This is a genomic window from Erwinia sp. L03-1 (assembly GCF_058686115.1).
Genome location: NZ_CM178762.1, coordinates 281,932 through 300,729 on the forward strand (window position 1 = coordinate 281,932; position 18,798 = coordinate 300,729).

Genomic DNA, 18,798 nt, shown 5'->3' on the forward strand with positions numbered 1-18,798 from the left:
CGAGAATTACCTGCCGGAGCAACACTCATGAAAACATCCCCTTTGTCCAATCACGTTTTTGTGCTGATGGGCGTATCCGGAAGCGGCAAATCAGCCGTTGCCAATGCCGTGGCGCACCAGCTGAAAGCGGCTTTCCTCGACGGTGATTTCCTTCATCCTCGCGCGAACATTGAGAAAATGTCTGAAGGGCATCCGCTGAACGATGACGATCGTAAACCCTGGCTGACGGCAATTAACGATGCGGCATTCGCGATGCAGCGCACCAATGCTGTCTCACTGATCGTCTGTTCTGCGCTGAAAAAGAGCTACCGGGACATTCTGCGTAAGGGTAATGAAAACCTTTCATTTGTTTATCTGCGTGGAGAATTCGACACCATCGAATCGCGCCTGCGTGCGCGTAAAGGTCATTTCTTTAAGCCACAGATGCTGGTGACGCAGTTTGCCACGCTGGAAGAGCCCGCAGGCGACGAGCACGACGTGCTGGTTGTAGACATTAATCAGACGCTGGATGAGGTTGTGGCGAACACCATTACCACCATCAACGGCGCAATCAATAAGACTCAATAGGCTGCCATGGCTACTGCAACGCTGGTATTAACCGCGGCAGGTTCCGTATTGCTGCTGCTGTTTCTGGTCATGAAAGCGCGGATGCACGCTTTTGTGGCGCTGATGTTAGTTTCGGTGGGTGCCGGTCTGTTCTCCGGTATGCCGCTGGATAAAATTGCCGACACCATGCAAAAAGGCATGGGCGGCACGCTGGGCTTTCTGGCGATTGTGGTCGCGCTTGGCGCGATGTTCGGTAAAATTCTGCATGAGACCGGCGCAGTCGATCAGATAGCGATTAAGATGCTGAAAACCTTCGGCGAAAGCCGTGCGCATTACGCTATGGGGATTGCCGGACTGATCTGCGCGCTGCCGCTGTTTTTTGAAGTGGCTGTCGTTCTGTTGATAAGCATCGCCTTTGCGGTCGCGCGTCGTACTCAGGATAATCTGGTCAAGCTGGTAATCCCACTGTTTGCCGGGGTGGCCGCGTCGGCTGCCTTTCTGCTGCCGGGGCCGGCACCCATGCTGCTGGCGTCGCAGATGCATGCGGACTTCGGCTGGATGATTATGCTGGGCCTGTGTGCGGCGATCCCGAGCATGTTGATTGCCGGGCCGCTGTTCGGCAACTTTATCAGCCGCCGCGTCACCTTTTCGCTCCCCGCAGAGACCAGCCATCCTGAATTTGAAGAAAGCAAGTTGCCCTCTTTTAGCTTTAGTCTCTCGCTGATCCTGTTTCCACTGATCCTCGTTGGACTGAAAACCATCGGGGCGCGCTTTACCGAGCAGGGCAGTACGCTGTATGAGTGGCTGGAGTTTATCGGGCATCCCTTTATTGCCATCCTGCTGGCCTGTCTGGTCGCTATCTACGGCCTGGCTTACCGTCAGGGAATGGATAAAGAGCGGGTGATGCAGATCTGCGGCAGTGCGCTTCAGCCTGCGGGAATTATTCTGCTGGTGATTGGGGCCGGTGGCGTGTTTAAGCAGGTGCTGGTGGATTCTGGCGTCGGCCCGGCGTTGGGGAATGCCCTGACCGGCGCGGGTCTGCCGGTGGCGCTGGCCTGCTTTATTCTTGCCGCCGCGGTGAGGATTATTCAGGGCTCAGCAACCGTTGCCTGTCTGACCGCCGTAGGTTTGATTATGCCGGTGATTGAGCCGTTGCATTATTCCGGCGCGCAGATGGCCGCCCTGTCTATTTGCATTGCCGGAGGTTCAATTGTGGTGAGTCACGTTAATGATGCCGGCTTCTGGCTATTTGGCCGTTTTACCGGCGCCACGGAAGCGCAGACGCTGAAGACCTGGACGCTGATGGAAACCATTCTCGGCACCGTTGGTGCAGTGGTCGGTATGATTGCGTTTGAGATACTTTCCTGACGTTTGAGAGGGTATGAACAGGGGCGTTGGTCTGTTGCGCAGACGATGATATCTGCTGTTACGGTGAATAATCTCAGCGTTCGCAGGCCAGTCATACAGGCTGCACTATTTGCTTTGTCGGTGGACAATCCCAGCGTTCGCCGGCCAGTCATACAGGCTGCACTATTTGCTTTGCCGGTGGACAATCCCAGCGTTTGCCGGCCAGTCATACAGGCTGCACTATTTGCTTTGCCGGTGGACAATCCCAGCGTTTGCCGGGCGTCCTCACGCCAGGCTCTGCCTGGTGCCTTTGGCTCCGACGTCAGGCCGGACGGCCCGGTCGCGAGCGGGCGTCCTGCCCGCCGCTCCCTGAGAGCAGCATCCCTGCTGCTCTCGCCTGGCCTTCCGTCTTCGCCGCAGCGCTGCGGATTGCCCGTCAACCGCAGGGATTGTCCACCTCTTGGGCTTCGGAGTTGCTTCAAGTTAAGCCCAGTAAATGCGCGGGCTTCTGCGCTGCTTTTAGTGAAACTGCTTTTATCCACAGCCAGCACAATGCAAAGGGAGCAGACGGGTGGGGCCCGGTGACAGGCAATCCGCAGCGCTGAGTGAAGGGAGGAAAACCCGGATGGGCCAGCAGGGATGCTGGCACAAGGGCATGCCGGGACAGGGACGTCCCGTCATGCCCGGTCCGAAAGGTCGACGAGCGGAGCAAAGGGACCGCGCTACGCGCGGCGTGAGGACCGCCAGGCACCGGGCCCCTCCCGTAGGCGATGCCACTGAACTTTGCAGCACCGGGCCCCACCCGTAGGCGACACCCCCCAACTTCGCAGCACCGGGTCCGCCCCCCAGCTTCACCGCTAACGCGGCAAAACGCGTTAAATCTTCAGATAGGCGCGGATCCCATCCAAAAACATCTGGGTCGCCAGCATAATCAGGATCAGTCCCATCAGCCTCTCCAGTGCATTAACGCCCTTCTCGCCCAGCAGACGTAAAAAGAGCCCCGATAGCAGCAGAATCACTACCGTGGTCCCCCAGGCAAATAGCAGCGCGCCCACAAGATAGCTCATCCGGTCGGGGTACTGATGCGAAAGCAGCATCAGCGTGGCCAGCAGGGAAGGACCGGCAACCAGGGGGATCGCCAGCGGTACCAGAAAAGGCTCTTCTCCCGCAGGCAGTCCGGTACTGCTACTCTCTGGCGAAGGGAAAATCATTTTGATAGCGATCAGAAACAGGATAATTCCCCCGGAAATCGACACGGTCTCAGTGCGCAGATTCAGAAAGACGAGAATCTTCTCGCCGGCGAATAAAAACAGCAGCATGATCACCAGCGCAATCAGCATTTCGCGGATCAGCACCACCCGTCGACGTTTCGGCTCCAGATGTTTTAAAACCGACATAAAAATCGGCAAATTGCCCAGCGGATCCATAATAAGCAGCAATAATATTGTTGCCGAGATCATTTCAGTCATCGTTGTTGTTCTCGTATTTGCGCAGTTTGCCGCAGGATATAAGCAGCATTGCTAAAAATTTGCCTGCAATCGATTTAATTCACTTGCCACTTTTCCAGCATTTTGTAAGGTAAACGTCAGATCGATCCCTTATCCATTTACTCTAACAGGTCAGGCGCGACTGTCGCAGTCAGATTGCTTACCGCCCGCGCATTGCGCCCTCCGCGACCTTATCGTTGCGTCACAGGCGCGCATCGCTGCCGGCGAGCAGATGCCAGTAATGCCCCTGAAGCAGGTACAACATGAAATCAGTTGGATTAATAGGCTGGCGCGGCATGGTTGGCTCCGTGCTGATGCAGCGCATGAGCGAAGAGCGCGACTTTGACGTGATTCGCCCGGTGTTTTTCTCAACCTCGCAGTACGGCCAGGCCGCTCCCGAATTGGGTAGCCAGCCTGCGGGTGTGCTGCAGGATGCTTTTAATATTGATGCGCTGATGGCGCTCGATATCATCATTACCTGTCAGGGCGGGGATTATACCACTGAAATTTATCCAAAACTGCGTGCCGCAGGCTGGCAGGGGTACTGGATCGATGCGGCGTCGACGCTACGCATGGACGACGATGCGCTGATTATTCTCGATCCGGTTAATCACCAGGTTATCCGTCAGGGGCTGGACAAAGGCATTAAAACCTTTGCGGGCGGCAACTGCACCGTCAGCCTGATGCTGATGTCACTGGGCGGCCTGTTCGCCAGCAATCTGGTCGAGTGGGCTTCGGTAGCAACCTACCAGGCCGCATCCGGCGGCGGCGCTCGTCACATGCGTGAGCTGCTAAGCCAGATGGGCATGCTACATAACCATGTGGCGAAAGAGCTCCAGAATCCGGCCTCCGCCATTCTGGATATCGAGCGTAAAGTCACTGAAATGAGCCGCAGTGGCGTATTGCCGACGGATAACTTCGGCGTGCCGCTGGCAGGCAGCCTGATCCCGTGGATTGATAAGCAGCTCGAAAATGGTCAGAGCCGAGAAGAGTGGAAAGGGCAGGCGGAAACCAACAAAATTTTGCAGCCGTCCACGCTTATCCCGGTTGATGGGCTCTGCGTACGCGTCGGAGCGCTTCGCTGCCACAGCCAGGCTTTTACGCTGAAGCTGAAAAAAGACGTGCCGCTGCGTGAGATCGAACAGATGCTGGCCGACCACAACGAGTGGGTTAACGTGGTGCCTAACGACCGCGAACTGACGATGCGTGAACTGACGCCTGCCGCCGTTACCGGTACGCTGAAAACCCCGGTTGGCCGCCTGCGTAAGCTCAATATGGGGCCGGACTATCTGTCAGCCTTTACCGTGGGTGACCAGCTACTGTGGGGTGCCGCCGAACCGCTGCGCCGTATGCTGCGCCTGCTGGTCGATTAACGTTGCTTTTCTCTGCCGGGCAGGCGAAAAAACCTGCCCGGCCGCTCCGGCGCTTTACCCCCACCCGCCCACAGCACGTTGTGTTCAAACGCCATTAGCTAAGTTTATCTGTAGCGCTGGCGCGCCTTCACTCGCTTTCTTCCCTGAATTCCCATCGCCAATCTCTGAAAGTTTGATCTGGAAGTCATATTTTTGTCGTTTCGGTGAGGGCTTTAGTGGCGGCTTAGCTATGCTTAAAAAATAGCGTCTTTTAAACATGACTGGAAAGTTTGCCCGTTCTGGTCCAAAAATTTTTTTTGAGTATCCAACTGAATTTGTCGCACGCTGCGGCGGTTTTTTCCACTGGATGGTCACCTCTCCCGTCAGCGTGCTTTTGCTCAATGAAGAGCAGTTCATTCCTGAAATAATTGGGGATCGTCTGCCCTATATCATGGGAAGAAAGTCATGTCCGCGCCTACGGATCGTCAGCTTATTAATGCATTAATTTCGGGTCACTATGCTGATCCTTTTTCGTTACTTGGCATGCATCAGACTGAAAACGGTCTGGAGGTCAGGGCATTGCTGCCTGATGCTACCGAAGTCTGGGTGATTGAAACCAATACCGGGCGTAAGTGCGCTCAGCTTGAATGCCTTGATTCACGCGGGTTCTTCAACAGCGTCATTCCCCGTCGCAAAACGCCCTTTCGCTATCAGCTGGCCGTCACCTGGCATGGACAGCAAAACCTGATTGACGATCCCTACCGGTTCGGCCCCCTGCTGGCCGAGATGGATAGCTGGCTGCTGGCAGAAGGTACCCATTTGCGCCCTTATGAAACCATGGGCGCCCATGCGGATGTAATTGATGGCGTGCCCGGTACCCGTTTCTCAGTATGGGCACCGAATGCCCAGCGGGTCGCAGTGGTGGGGGATTTCAACTACTGGGACGGCCGACGCCATCCCATGCGTTTTCGTCGGGAAATTGGCGTCTGGGAGCTGTTTATCCCCGGCGCGGTGACGGGACAGCTCTATAAGTTTGAAATGATTGATGCGCACGGACAGCTGCGCCTCAAGTCGGATCCCTACGCCTTTGAAGCACAAATGCGGCCGGAAAGCGCGTCAATGATCTGCGGGATCCCGCCGAAGACGGCGATGACGGAAGCGCGTAAGCGGGCGAATGATTTTGATGCGCCGATCTCCATCTATGAAGTACATCTGGGATCCTGGCGGCGTCATACCGACAATAATTTCTGGCTGAGCTACAAGGAGCTGGCCGAGCAGCTTATCCCCTATGTGAAGGAGATGGGCTTTACCCATCTGGAGCTGATGCCGATTAACGAGCATCCGTTTGACGGCAGCTGGGGATATCAGCCTACCGGCATGTATGCGCCTACGCGGCGCTTTGGCACCCGCGACGAGTTTCGTAATTTTATCGCCGTCGCTCACCAGGCGGGGCTGAATGTCCTGCTGGACTGGGTGCCGGGGCACTTCCCGTCCGATGATTTCGGTCTGGCCAGGTTCGACGGCACCGAGCTCTATGAGCATGGCGACCCGCGTGAAGGCTACCATCAGGACTGGAATACCCTGATCTACAATTTTGGCCGCCGTGAGGTCAGCAATTACCTGGCCGGTAACGCGCTCTACTGGATCGAACGCTTTGGCATCGACGGGCTGCGTGTTGACGCCGTGGCCTCTATGATCCATCGCGACTACAGCCGCGCCGAAGGGGAGTGGGTGCCGAACCACCTGGGTGGGCGAGAAAATCTCGAAGCCATCGAATTTCTGCGCTACACCAACCGAACGCTGGGCCAGACGGTTCCTGGCTCGGTCACCCTGGCCGAAGAGTCAACTGACTTCCCGGGCGTAACGCGTCCACCTGAGTCGGGCGGCCTGGGTTTCTGGTACAAGTGGAATCTGGGCTGGATGCACGACACCCTGGATTATATGAAGCTGGACCCGATATACCGCAAGCACCATCACAACAACCTGACCTTCGGCATGCTCTATAACAGCACCGAAAATTTTGTGCTGCCGCTTTCCCACGATGAGGTGGTCCACGGCAAAAAGTCGATCCTCGGCAGAATGCCCGGCGATGCGTGGCAGAAATTCGCTAACCTGCGGGCCTATTACGGCTGGATGTTCGCTTATCCGGGCAAAAAGCTGCTGTTTATGGGCAACGAATTTGCCCAGGGCAAGGAGTGGAATCACGATATCAGCCTGGACTGGCATCTGCTGGAGGGCGGAGACAACTTCCACCATGGCGTGCAGCGGCTGGTGAAGGATCTGAACCACACCTATCGCGATAATCCGCCGCTCTATCAGCTCGACTTTGATCCCGCCGGTTTTGAATGGCTGGTGGTGGATGACTTCGAGAATTCCATTTTTGTTTTTGTCCGTCGTGACCGCGAGGGTAATGAGCTGATCGTCGCCAGTAACTTTACGCCGGTCACCCGACATCACTATCGCTTTGGCGTGACGCAGCCGGGTAGCTGGCGTGAAATCCTTAATACCGACTCGGGGCATTATCACGGCAGCAACACGGGTAACCTGGGGGTGATTCACACCGAGGCACATCCCAGCCACTACCGCGATCATTCGCTCAGTATGACGCTGCCGCCCCTGTCCACGGTGTGGCTGGTCAGGGAGCCAGCGTGAATCGGGTCCTGCCGGGGAAATCCGCGCCAGCCGGTGCCGTTATGGACGGCAATGGCGTTAATTTTACGCTGTTTTCCCGCTACGCCGAACGCGTGGAGCTCTGTCTGTTTGATGAGCAGGGCGTGGAGACGCGCAGAGATTTACCGGGCCGTACCGGTGATATCTGGCACGGCTACCTGGCGGGCCTTGGCCCGGGCCAGCGCTATGGTTATCGCCTACACGGCCCGTGGCAGCCACAGCAGGGGCACCGCTTTAACCCGTTTAAGCTGCTGGTGGACCCCTGTGCGCAGGCGATTGAAGGCGGCGTGCCGGACGACCCGCGCTTTCAGTGTGGCGATAGTGAAATGGATCAACGCGACAGCGGCCCGGTTGCGCCGAAAAGCGTGGTGCTGGCCGATGACTTCAAGTGGGAGGGCGACAGCGCGCCGCGCGTTCCGTGGGGAGAGACGGTTATTTATGAGGCGCACGTTCGCGGGCTGACTCAGTGCCATCCGGGCATTCCGCCTGAGATACGCGGCACCTATGCCGCGCTGGGTCATCCGGTGGTGACCGACTACCTGAAGCGGCTTGGCATCACCAGCCTGGAGCTGTTGCCCATCGCCTGTTTTGCCGATGAGCCGCGTTTGCAGCGCGCCGGGCTGACCAATTACTGGGGCTATAACCCGCTGGCGCCCTGGGCCGTTGATGCCCGCTACGCCTCAGGCGCGGATGGGGCAGAGCCTCGTAGTGAATTTCAGCAGGCGGTCAAAGCGCTCCATCGGGCAGGTATCGAGATCATTCTGGACGTGGTGTTTAACCATACCGCGGAACTGGAAGAGACTGGCCCGACCCTCTCCGGCCGCGGCGTGGACAACAAAAGCTACTACTGGCTGGGTGAAAGCGGTGCATACGAAAACTGGACCGGCTGCGGCAACACGCTTAACACCAGCCAGCCCAGCGTCATGCAGTGGACGCTCGACTGCCTGCGCTACTGGGTGGAGGTCTGTCATGTCGACGGTTTTCGCTTCGATCTGGCCCCGGTGCTGGGCCGCACGCCGGAATATCGTCGTGATGCGGAAATGTTGCAGCTGATCAAAGCCGATCCGCTGCTCGGCAACTGCAAAATTATCGCTGAACCCTGGGATATCGGCCCGGAGGGGTATCAGCTGGGGCAGTTCCCTCCGCCGTTTGCAGAATGGAACGACCAGTTCCGCGACGTCATGCGCCGCTACTGGCTGCATGGCGATATGACCAACGGGGAGTTTGCCAGCCGGTTTGCCGCCTCCAGCGACCTGTTTCAGCAGGATGGCAGGCGACCCTCGGCGACCATCAACCTGATTACCGCCCATGACGGCTTTACCCTGCGTGACGTGGTCAGTTTCAACCAGAAGCACAACGAGGCCAACGGTGAAGATAACCGTGACGGGCATAACGCTAACTTCAGCCATAACCACGGGGTGGAAGGGCTCGATGCCCCGCAGGCGGTCAGGGAACAGCGTCGTCGCAGCGTACAGGCCCTGCTCACCACGCTGCTGCTATCGCAGGGTACGCCGATGCTGCTGGCCGGTGATGAGCACGGCCACAGCCAGCACGGCAACAATAATGCCTACTGCCAGGATAACGCGCTGACCTGGCTCAACTGGGATGATAACGATAGCGAACTGTTCGCCTTCACCACCGCGCTCATCCATCTGCGGCGACGTATTCCGGCGCTCGGCTGCGATAGCTGGTGGCAGGAGGGCGATGGGAACGTTGAGTGGCTCGGCCAGCATGGAAAGCCGCTGGATGCCAGTGCGTGGCAGGAGGGGCTGCAACCACTGCAAATCCGGCTCTCACAGCGCTGGCTTATTACCATGAACGCCACCGAAGAAGTGTGCGAACTGATATTACCCCTGGGGGAATGGCGCGCCATCCCTCCTTTCGCCGGGGATGATAACCCGATTCTGTCAACTGTCTGGCATGGAGCCGCGCACGGCGTGTGCGTATTCCACAAACAATCATAACAGGAGTCAGACATGGTCAAATTAGATAAGAACGATCCCCTGATGCTGGCAAGACAATTGCCATCTCAAACTGTTGCCCTGATCCTGGCGGGCGGGCGAGGCACGCGACTGAAAGACCTGACCGCGACCCGCGCCAAGCCCGCCGTCCACTTCGGCGGGAAATTCCGCATCATCGATTTTGCCCTGTCGAACTGCCTGAACTCCGGGATCCGACGGATCGCGGTGATCACCCAGTATCAGTCCCACACGCTGGTGCAGCATATTCAGCGCGGGTGGTCCTTTTTAAATGAGGAGATGAACGAGTTTGTCGACCTGCTGCCCGCGCAGCAGCGGCTCTCGACCGAGCACTGGTATCGTGGCACCGCCGATGCCGTCACCCAGAATCTCGATATCATTCGCCGCTATCAGGCGCAGTACATCGTGATCCTGGCCGGCGATCATATCTATAAAATGGACTACTCACGGATGCTGCTGGATCACGTGGAGAACGGCGCGAACTGTACCATTGCCTGCCTGCCGGTTCCCATTGAAGAGGCCAGCGCATTCGGGGTGATGGCGGTCAGCGACGATAACAAAGTGGTCGGCTTTCTCGAAAAACCCGCCGATCCACCTTCGATGCCGGGCGATAAAACCCAGGCGCTGGCCAGCATGGGAATTTACGCCTTTAACGCCGAGTATCTCTATCAGCTGCTTGAAGAGGACCTGGCGCTGCCGGAGTCGAATCACGACTTCGGCAAGGACATCCTGCCCAGGGTGGTGGCAACCGGCGAGGCGCTGGCCCACTCCTTTAGCGACTCCTGCGTGCAGGGCGATCATAGCTCACTGCCCTACTGGCGTGACGTGGGTACGCTCGAAGCCTACTGGAAAGCTAACCTCGATCTTGCCTCAGTGATGCCGGAGCTGGATATGTACGATCGCGACTGGCCGATCCGCACCCATATGGAGCCTCTGCCGCCTGCGAAATTTGTCCAGGATCGATCGGGCAGCCATGGCATGACGATGAATTCGCTGGTATCGGGAGGCTGCATTATCTCGGGTTCGGTGGTGGTCAATTCGGTGCTGTTTTCCCGCGTGCGCATCAACTCATTTTGCAATATTGATTCCTCCGTTCTTTCGCCGGACGTGGTGGTTGGACGCTCGTGTCGCCTGCGCCGCTGCGTGATTGATCGTGCCTGCGAACTTCCGGAGGGGACCGTCATTGGTGAAAACCCGGACGACGACGCGCGCCGTTTTTATCGTTCTGAAGAGGGCATTGTTCTGGTGACCCGCACTATGTTGGCGAAGTTAGGCTGGCGGAACTAAAGCCTTTAACAGCGCCGGGCCGTAATAAGAAAAAACATCTGATGCGGGTCAATGCGTCAGCATACAGTTAAGGGGTTGATAATGCAGGTGTTACATGTCTGTTCAGAGATTTTTCCACTGCTAAAAACGGGTGGACTAGCTGATGTTGTCGGAGCATTACCTGCGGCGCAAATCGCAGAGGGGATTGATACCAGAGTGTTGATCCCGGGTTTCCCGGATATTAAAAAAGGGGTGAAGGATACCCAGGTTGTCGCCACGCTGCAGACGTTCGCGGGCAGAGTAGAGCTGCACTATGGAGAATTTGCAGGCGTAGGGATTTACATCATTGATGCGCCGGGGCTGTATGACCGGCCAGGCAGTCCCTATCACGATGAATCGCAGTACGCCTATACGGATAACTATCTGCGCTTCGCGCTGCTGGGCTGGATGGGATGTGAACTGGCCTGCGGCGTGGATAACCTGTGGCGACCGGAAGTGGTACACGCGCATGACTGGCACGCGGGCCTGGCCTGTGCCTATCTCGCCGCGCGCGGACGGCCTGCTAAATCGGTCTTCACCGTGCATAACCTCGCCTATCAGGGGCTGTTTGCCGCGCACCATCTGGAGGAGATAGAGCTGCCCGCCGCCTATTTCGATATGTTCGGCCTGGAGTTTTTCGGTCAGATCTCCTATCTGAAGGCGGGTCTGTTTTTTGCCGATCATATTACGGCGGTCAGCCCAACCTATGCGCGGGAAATCACCCTGCCTGAGTTTGGCTACGGCATGGAGGACCTGCTGCGGCAGCGGCAGATGGAAGGGCGACTAACCGGCATCCTGAACGGCGTCGATCCGGCCATCTGGGACCCGGCGCACGATCTGCTGCTGACCGCGCGCTACAACCGCGATGTCCTTGATGCGAAGGTTGAAAACAAGCGCCAGCTGCAAATTGCCATGGGGCTGAAAATAGATGAGAAGGTGCCGGTCTTTGCTGTCGTCAGCCGCCTGACGAAACAGAAAGGGCTGGATCTGGTGCTCGAGGCACTCCCCGGGCTGCTGGAGCAGGGGGGGCAGCTGGTGCTGCTGGGGGCGGGCGATGCCGTTCTGCAACAGGGCTTCCTTGCCGCGGCGGCGGAGTATCCGGGGCAGGTGGGCGTGCAGATTGGCTATCACGAGGCGTTTTCCCACCGGATTATGGGCGGAGCCGACGTGATTATGGTGCCGAGCCGCTTTGAGCCCTGTGGCCTGACGCAGCTCTACGGGCTGAAATACGGCACGCTCCCACTGGTCCGGCGCACCGGTGGCCTGGCGGATACCGTCAATGACAGCTCGCTGGAAAACCTTGCCGACGGCATTGCCAGCGGATTTGCCTTTGAGGACAGCAACGCCTGGTCGCTGCTGCGCGCCATCCGCCGCGCCTTTGTTTTGTGGTCCCGTCCCTCGCTGTGGCGCTACGTACAGCGCCAGGCGATGGCGATGGATTTTAGCTGGCAGGTGGCCGCGCTGGCCTACCGCGATCTTTATCAGCGGCTGTTGTAATCAGTGAATGGGAAAATTGCTATGAAGGCTCCTTTTACCTACACCGCCCCCACGCTCAGCGTGGAGGCGTTAAAACATTCCATTGCCTATAAACTGATGTTTACCCTGGGTAAGGATCCGGTCATCGCCAACAAGCATGAATGGCTGAATGCTACGCTGCTGGCGGTGCGGGACCGTATGGTTGAGCGCTGGCTGCGTTCCAACCGCGCGCAGCGCTCGCAGGATGTTCGCCAGGTCTATTATCTGTCGATGGAGTTTCTGGTCGGGCGGACACTCTCCAACGCGCTGCTCTCCATGGGGATTTACAACGATGCCCGCGACGCCCTGAATGAGATGGGATTCGACCTGGAGGAGCTGATCGAAGAGGAGAGCGATCCGGGGCTGGGCAATGGGGGGCTTGGGCGGCTGGCAGCCTGTTTCCTGGACTCGCTGGCGACGCTGGGGCTACCGGGACGCGGCTACGGCATCCGTTATGACTATGGCATGTTCAAGCAAAATATCATCGACGGACGCCAGGCGGAATCACCGGATTACTGGCTGGAATATGGCAATCCCTGGGAGTTCCAGCGCTACAACACCCGCTACAAGGTGCGCTTCGGCGGCCGTATTCAGCTGGAGGGCAGTCGCTCCCGCTGGCTGGAGACCGAAGAGGTACTGGCCATGGCGTACGATCAGATCATCCCCGGCTATGATACAGACACCACTAACACGCTGCGGCTCTGGAGCGCGCAGGCCAGCAACGAAATCAATCTGGGGAAATTCAACCAGGGCGATTATTTTGCGGCGGTAGAGGATAAAAACCATTCAGAAAACGTTTCCCGCGTACTCTACCCGGACGACTCTACCTACTCCGGGCGGGAGCTGCGCCTGCGCCAGGAGTATTTTCTGGTCTCGGCGACGGTACAGGATATTCTTGCCCGCCACTGGACGATGCATAAAACCTTCGACAATCTGGCAGACAGGATTGCTATTCACCTGAACGATACTCACCCGGTGCTGGCCATCCCCGAACTGATGCGCCTGCTGATAGATGAGCATAAATTTAGCTGGGACGATGCGTTTGAAGTGACCTGCCAGGTCTTCTCCTACACCAACCACACCCTGATGCAGGAGGCGCTGGAAACCTGGCCCGTGGATATGATTGGGAAAATCCTGCCGCGCCACCTGCAAATTATTTTCGATATTAACGATTACTTTCTCAAAACCATTCAGGAACACTATCCCGACGACTGGGATTTGCAGGCGCGCATTTCGATTATTGATGAAAATAATGGGCGTAAAATACGGATGGCCTGGCTGGCAGTCGTGGTCAGCCATAAGGTTAATGGCGTCTCTGAACTGCACTCTACGCTGATGGTCCAGTCGCTGTTTGCCGATTTTGCCGCGCTGTTTCCCGGCCGCTTCTCCAATAAAACTAACGGCGTGACGCCGCGTCGCTGGCTGGCGCTGGCTAACCCGTCGCTTTCCGGCGTACTGGACGAGACGATTGGCCGGACCTGGCGCGTCGATCTGAGCCAGCTCGACGAGCTGAATCAGTATATTGACTACCCCAGCTTTTTGACGAAAATCAGCGACTCCAAGCTGAAAAATAAGAAACGCCTGGCAGAATATATTGCGCAAAAAATGGATATTGTTGTTGATCCCCACGCGCTGTTCGACGTGCAGATCAAACGTATCCATGAATATAAGCGCCAGCTGCTTAATGTGCTGCATGTCATTACCCGCTATAACCGCATCAAGGCCGACCCGGATGCAGACTGGGTACCGAGGGTGAACATCTTTGCCGGTAAGGCCGCCTCGGCGTACACCATGGCGAAGCAAATTATCCATCTGATCAATGACGTGGCAGAGGTGATCAACAACGATCCCCAGGTACGCAATAAGCTGAAGGTGGTCTTTATTCCCAACTACAGCGTCAGCCTGGCGCAGATCATTATTCCGGCCGCCGATCTCTCTGAGCAAATTTCACTGGCGGGCACCGAGGCTTCCGGCACCAGTAATATGAAGTTTGCCCTTAATGGCGCGCTGACCATCGGTACGCTGGATGGTGCCAACGTTGAAATGCGGGAGCACGTTGGTGAAGAGAATATCTTTATCTTCGGGAATACCACGCCGCAGGTTGAGGCGCTGCGAGCGGTCGGCTATAACGCGCGCGAAATCTATGAGCAGGATGCCGAACTTCATCTGGCACTGACGCAAATTGCCACCGGGCAATTTAGCGCACAGGATCCAGGGCGTTACCGGAATATTTTTGATTCCCTGGTAAGCCTGGGCGATTATTATCAGCTGCTGGCGGACTATCGCAGCTATGTGGACACGCAGGATAAGGTGGATGAGCTGTATCGCAATCCCGACGACTGGACGAGAAGGGCGCTGCTGAATATTGCCAATATGGGCTATTTCTCTTCGGATCGTACCATTCAGGAATATGCGGATGAGATTTGGGGGATAAAGCCGGTACAGCTTTAGGCAGGGGGATAAATAAGAGCGGGGGAGCACACCGGGCCGGTTCGCACTGCTGTCAGTTATAGCTGACAGCAGTGCGAACCGGCCCGCTGTTATTTCGTCATTAAGAAGCCAGCGATAGCGCAGGCTTTTTCGCATGCTGCGCCAGCCATGCCCCAACGTGCGCGCGCTGCTCGTCATTCAGCCACATACCCAGCTTGGTACGGCGCCACAGTGCATCATCCTGCTCGCGCACCCACTCATTGGCTACCAGGTAGCGCAGTTCCGCTTCATACAGATGATGGCCAAACAGCTCGCCCAGGTCCTCCAGGCTTTTGGCCTCTTTCAAAAACAGCTCGGTGTTGCTGCCATAGGTACGGGCATAGTGACGCGCCATGGCCTCGCTGATAAACGGATAGCGACGACGCAGGCTGGCGGCGTAGTCTTCACGGGTGCCGGCAATATCGCCCCCGGGCAGCACGCAGGATTTGGTCCATGCCGGGCCTGCTTTAGGATAATACTTCGCCAGCTTTTCCATCGCGTGTTCAGCCAGCTTGCGATAGGTGGTCAGCTTGCCGCCAAATACCGACAGCAGCGGTGCCTGGCCGTTATCATCGCGGACATCGAGCGTGTAATCACGGGTGATGGCCTGAGGCGAATCCGATTCATCATCACAGAGCGGACGGACACCGGAGTAGGACCAGACGATATCCTCAGCGGTCAGCGCCTTTTTAAAGTGGCTGTTAAACACGTTCAGCAGATAGGCCGTCTCTTTCTCATCAATATGCACGTTTTTCGGGTCGCCCTTATACTCGACGTCGGTCGTGCCGATAATGGAGAACTCATCCATCCAGGGGATCACAAACACGATGCGGTGATCTTCATTTTGCAGGATATAGGCCTGCTTCTGGGTGTGAACGCGCGGCACCACGATATGGCTACCTTTAATCAGGCGGATGCCATAGGGGGATTTCAGCTTCAGGCCGTCGTCAAACAGCTCTTTAACCCAGGGACCCGCAGCATTGACCAGGCCCCTGGCCTGCCAAATAAAGGTTTTACCGCTGTCGACGTCTTCCGCTTCCACCATCCACAGATTGTTTTCACGCCATGCACGGGTCACTTTGGTACGGGTACGGACTTCGCCGCCGCGCTTTTCCACTTCCTGCGCGTTCAGTACCACCAGGCGGGCATCATCAACCCAGCAGTCTGAATATTCGAAACCGCGCACGATCTCGGGCTTTAACACTGAATCTGCACCAAATCGCACACCTTTACTGCCGGGCAGGCTGGTACGCTTGCCCAGGTGGTCATACATAAACAGACCTACCCGAATCATCCAGGCCGGACGCAGATGAGGACGATGTGGCAAACGGAAACGCATAGGGAACGCAATATGCGGGGCCATTTTCAGCAGGACTTCACGCTCCGCCAGCGCTTCGCTGACCAGGCGGAATTCATAGTGTTCCAGATAGCGCAGGCCACCGTGGATCAGTTTGGAGCTGGCTGAAGAGGTGGCGCAGGCCAAATCTTGCGCTTCCAGCATCAGTACTGACAGGCCGCGTCCAGCAGCATCTGCCGCAATCCCAGCGCCGTTGATACCGCCGCCGATTACGATCAAGTCTTTGGTTTCCACGTCATCCCCTCCGATGTTCGGAATAGTTCTCAAATGTTCGTTTTCGAGCATAATAATAATCGCAAACCAACATTGATGCCAGCGTTAACCGAATAAAAACATTTATGCGTGATGCAGGTAACAAAATTGCCCCCAGAAAAGAGGATTAACCCTGCGGCTATCCGGGTTATAGTCTCCATCGTTCGCGTTACAATGGTTCTTATTTCGCTTTTACGGGACACCATCATGGATCAATTTCAGTGCATCAGCGTGCAGCAGGCCCAGGCACAGCTAATCGAAAAACAGGCGCAGATGGTCGATATACGCGATCCGCAAAGCTATGCGACGGCACACGCCACCGGTGCGATCCACCTGACTAATCACTCTCTGAGTACCTTTATTGAACAGACCGATGCGGCCACGCCGGTGATGGTGATGTGCTACCACGGCATCAGCAGTAAAAGTGCGGCGCAGTACCTGCTGACCCAGGGTTTTACAGAGGTCTACAGCGTAGATGGCGGGTTCGAGGCCTGGCAGGCCGCTTTCCCGCTGCGGGTGGAAAGCCTGGCATAAGGGGTGAGGGCAGGTTGGGCGTAACAGCCTGTACCCGGTAAAACAGTGAAATATCCCCGTCATATTTCAGGTTGCAGGGGTGTTGGCTGCGTTCACTCACCCCAGTCACTTACCTTTTTAAGCTCACGGGGATTCACTTGCCGCCTTCCTGCAACTCGAATTATTTAGGGTATATACTGTTCTTTATTGATGATAAACAGGGACTTCCACGGCGATGATGCGCATTACTGAATTTTCCAATCCTCGTATGGCGCAGGCCTTTGTGGATTATATGGCTACCCAGGGCGTAGCGATCAGGATTGAACACGAGAACCAGAGCATCCTGTGGCTGGATGATGATACCAGGGTCAGCCTGGTTGAAAGCGAACTGGAGCGGTTTATCCGCGATCCTAATCACCCACGCTACCAGGCCGCGAGCTGGCACTCTGGCACCACCTCCAGCGGCCTTCGCTATCAGGGATCGTCGCTGATGACTAACATCACCCAGCGCGCGGGACCGCTTACGCTGACGGTTATCGGTCTTTGTGCCCTGGTTTTTATCCTGATGCAGCTGCTGGGCGATCAAACCGTCATGTCGTGGCTGGCGTGGCCCAGTGAAAACCAGCACTTTCAGCTGTGGCGCTGGTTTACCCCGGCTCTGCTGCACTTCTCATTTCTCCATATCGCTTTCAATCTGCTGTGGTGGTGGTATCTCGGCGGGGCCATTGAAAAACGTCTCGGGGCCGGCAAGCTCTTTGTGATTTTGGTGATATCCGCCCTGCTCAGCGGCTGGATGCAGTCCCGCTTCAGCGGCGTAATGTTTGGCGGCCTCTCCGGCGCGGTCTATGCGCTGATGGGCTATGCCTGGCTCAGAGGCGAGCGCGATCCCGAAAGCGGCGTGTATCTGGAGCGTGGGATGATGGTCTTCGCGGTGGTCTGGCTGGTGGTAGGCTATATGGGGTGGTTTGGGCTGTCCATTGCCAACGCCGCGCATGTGACCGGGCTGCTGGTGGGGCTGGCAATGGCCTTTGTTGATACCCGTAATGTCAAATGAGCCTGTAGGTATAGCGGGCACGGTCGCGAAAAACAGGAGAGCTATGTGAAGCAGACGCAACGTCATGACGCCATCATCGAGCTGGTGCGTCGTCAGGGGTATGTCAGTACGGAGGAGCTGGTGGAGCATTTTACCGTCAGCCCACAAACGATTCGCCGCGATCTGAACGATCTGGCTGAACAGAACAAAATTCAGCGCCATCATGGCGGCGCGGCCCTGCCGTCCAGCTCGGAAAATACGGCCTGGCAGGATCGCAAGAGAATGTGGTCGGCGGAAAAGGCGCGTATCGCCCAGCGGGTCGCCAGCCACATTCCCGATGGTGCTTCTCTGTTTATTGATATTGGCACCACGCCCGAGGCGGTGGCCCATGCGCTGCTTAATCACAGCAATCTGCGGGTGGTGACGAATAACCTCAACGTGGCGATGCTGCTTATGTCGAAACCCGACTTCAGCCTGATTATCGCTGGCGGCGAGGTACGCACCCGTGATGGCGGTATCATCGGCGAAGCGACGCTGGACTATATCTCCCAGTTCCGCCTGGATTACGGCATTTTGGGCATTAGCGGTATTGATATGGACGGCTCGCTGCTTGATTTCGACTACCACGAGGTTCGCACCAAGCGGGCAATTATTGAGAATTCACGCTGCGTGATGCTGGCGGTCGACCACTCCAAGTTTGGCCGCAATGCGATGATCAATCTGGGGGATATGGGCCTGATCGATTATCTGTTTACCGACGAAGCCCCGCCCCCAGGCGTGCTGAAGATGATTGAACAGCATGATGTGCATCTTGAGCTTTGCTGAAGTCTTGCCCTTAACAGCCTGAGCGAGACTGAATTCTGACCCTTCGCATCTTAAGCTTTGCTGAAGTCTGACCCTTATCAAGTTGTAGCATGGATGCTGCCCCCCTTTCAGAACGTTGCCCTCACACCAGAATATCTTCTCCGCCGGG

General features: G+C 56.8%; 14 protein-coding genes. 11 read left to right on the forward strand and 3 right to left on the reverse strand.

The genetic code is table 11. The features are described 5' to 3' along the window. The first annotated feature begins 27 nt into the window (after positions 1 to 27). Positions 28 to 567, forward strand: coding sequence for a gluconokinase (gene gntK / locus AC4PCC_RS01215; RefSeq protein ID WP_492126153.1), 540 nt, complete (start codon positions 28 to 30; stop codon positions 565 to 567). A gap of 6 nt (positions 568 to 573) precedes the next feature. Continuing rightward, a complete protein-coding gene (gene gntU / locus AC4PCC_RS01220) occupies positions 574 to 1,914 on the forward strand; it encodes a gluconate transporter (protein ID WP_492126154.1) in 1,341 nt (446 codons plus the stop codon). An 854-nt stretch (positions 1,915 to 2,768) separates the two neighbouring features. Here gntU and AC4PCC_RS01225 read toward each other — a convergent pair. After that, complete coding sequence (locus AC4PCC_RS01225) at positions 2,769 to 3,362, reverse strand: YhgN family NAAT transporter (RefSeq protein WP_067699932.1); 594 nt, start codon at positions 3,360 to 3,362, stop codon at positions 2,769 to 2,771. 281 nt (positions 3,363 to 3,643) lie between these two features. Between AC4PCC_RS01225 and asd the strand changes: the two genes are divergently transcribed. Further along, complete coding sequence (asd, locus tag AC4PCC_RS01230) at positions 3,644 to 4,753, forward strand: aspartate-semialdehyde dehydrogenase (RefSeq protein WP_067699930.1); 1,110 nt, start codon at positions 3,644 to 3,646, stop codon at positions 4,751 to 4,753. A gap of 84 nt (positions 4,754 to 4,837) precedes the next feature. Here asd and AC4PCC_RS01235 read toward each other — a convergent pair whose 3' ends face one another. Beyond that, the gene (locus AC4PCC_RS01235; RefSeq protein ID WP_492126155.1) at positions 4,838 to 5,134 is read right to left on the reverse strand and encodes a hypothetical protein; all 297 of its coding nucleotides are present in this window, start codon (positions 5,132 to 5,134) and stop codon (positions 4,838 to 4,840) included. A 63-nt stretch (positions 5,135 to 5,197) separates the two neighbouring features. Here AC4PCC_RS01235 and glgB point away from each other — a divergent pair, with 63 nt between their 5' ends. From glgB to glgP, 5 genes are all read left to right on the forward strand, one after another. After that, the gene (gene glgB, locus AC4PCC_RS01240; protein ID WP_492126156.1) at positions 5,198 to 7,384 is read left to right on the forward strand and encodes a 1,4-alpha-glucan branching enzyme; all 2,187 of its coding nucleotides are present in this window, start codon (positions 5,198 to 5,200) and stop codon (positions 7,382 to 7,384) included. After that, positions 7,381 to 9,366 carry a glycogen debranching protein GlgX gene (gene glgX, locus AC4PCC_RS01245; RefSeq protein ID WP_492126157.1) on the forward strand — a complete coding sequence of 662 codons (1,986 nt, stop codon included), beginning with the start codon at positions 7,381 to 7,383 and terminating at the stop codon, positions 9,364 to 9,366. The genes glgB and glgX overlap by 4 nt, the downstream gene beginning before the upstream one ends. Positions 9,367 to 9,378: 12 nt before the next feature. Continuing rightward, positions 9,379 to 10,668, forward strand: a complete 1,290-nt coding sequence (glgC, locus tag AC4PCC_RS01250) for a glucose-1-phosphate adenylyltransferase (RefSeq protein ID WP_492126158.1) — start codon at positions 9,379 to 9,381, stop codon at positions 10,666 to 10,668. A gap of 81 nt (positions 10,669 to 10,749) precedes the next feature. After that, the gene (gene glgA, locus AC4PCC_RS01255) at positions 10,750 to 12,183 is read left to right on the forward strand and encodes a glycogen synthase GlgA (RefSeq protein ID WP_067699923.1); all 1,434 of its coding nucleotides are present in this window, start codon (positions 10,750 to 10,752) and stop codon (positions 12,181 to 12,183) included. 21 nt (positions 12,184 to 12,204) lie between these two features. Next, positions 12,205 to 14,652, forward strand: a complete 2,448-nt coding sequence (gene glgP, locus AC4PCC_RS01260; RefSeq protein ID WP_492126159.1) for a glycogen phosphorylase — start codon at positions 12,205 to 12,207, stop codon at positions 14,650 to 14,652. 100 nt (positions 14,653 to 14,752) lie between these two features. Here glgP and glpD read toward each other — a convergent pair whose 3' ends face one another. After that, positions 14,753 to 16,261: a glycerol-3-phosphate dehydrogenase gene (glpD, locus tag AC4PCC_RS01265; protein ID WP_492126160.1), complete on the reverse strand. Its 1,509-nt coding sequence runs from the start codon at positions 16,259 to 16,261 to the stop codon at positions 14,753 to 14,755. Positions 16,262 to 16,486: 225 nt separating this feature from the next. On the opposite strand from glpD, the gene glpE reads away from it, so the two are divergent. From glpE to AC4PCC_RS01280, 3 genes are all read left to right on the forward strand, one after another. Beyond that, complete coding sequence (gene glpE / locus AC4PCC_RS01270; RefSeq protein WP_492126161.1) at positions 16,487 to 16,813, forward strand: thiosulfate sulfurtransferase GlpE; 327 nt, start codon at positions 16,487 to 16,489, stop codon at positions 16,811 to 16,813. 217 nt (positions 16,814 to 17,030) lie between these two features. Further along, positions 17,031 to 17,846, forward strand: a complete 816-nt coding sequence (gene glpG, locus AC4PCC_RS01275; protein ID WP_492127607.1) for a rhomboid family intramembrane serine protease GlpG — start codon at positions 17,031 to 17,033, stop codon at positions 17,844 to 17,846. Positions 17,847 to 17,891: 45 nt separating this feature from the next. Continuing rightward, positions 17,892 to 18,650, forward strand: coding sequence for a DeoR/GlpR family transcriptional regulator (locus AC4PCC_RS01280; protein WP_067699914.1), 759 nt, complete (start codon positions 17,892 to 17,894; stop codon positions 18,648 to 18,650). Positions 18,651 to 18,798: the final 148 nt, after the last annotated feature.